Annotated in this window: 1 protein-coding gene; it reads left to right on the plus strand. The window is 52.3% G+C overall.

Annotated features, from left to right (window positions below; genetic code table 11):
* A partial coding sequence (ppiC, locus tag RTW80_RS29670; protein ID WP_312721711.1) for a peptidylprolyl isomerase PpiC occupies nt 1-239 on the plus strand: 239 nt, incomplete at its 5' end.
* Between the last annotated feature and the right edge of the window lie 23 nt (nt 240-262).

Here is a 262-nt window from a genome sequence, read left to right on the forward strand (position 1 = left end):
TTAAAGAAGAGAAACTGGCACAGGATCTGCTCGAACAGATTAAAAACGGCGCCGACTTCGGCAAACTGGCGAAGAAACACTCGATTTGCCCGTCAGGCAAACGCGGTGGTGACTTAGGCGAGTTCCGCCAGGGCCAGATGGTCCCGGCGTTTGATAAAGTGGTCTTCTCCTGCCCGGTGCTGGAGCCAACTGGCCCACTGCACACACAATTCGGCTATCACATTATCAAAGTGTTATAACGCAACTAATCAAAAGCCCGGTG

Source organism: Escherichia sp. AM3 (assembly GCF_032029835.1).
GTDB classification, from domain to species: Bacteria; Pseudomonadota; Gammaproteobacteria; order Enterobacterales; family Enterobacteriaceae; genus Escherichia; species Escherichia coli.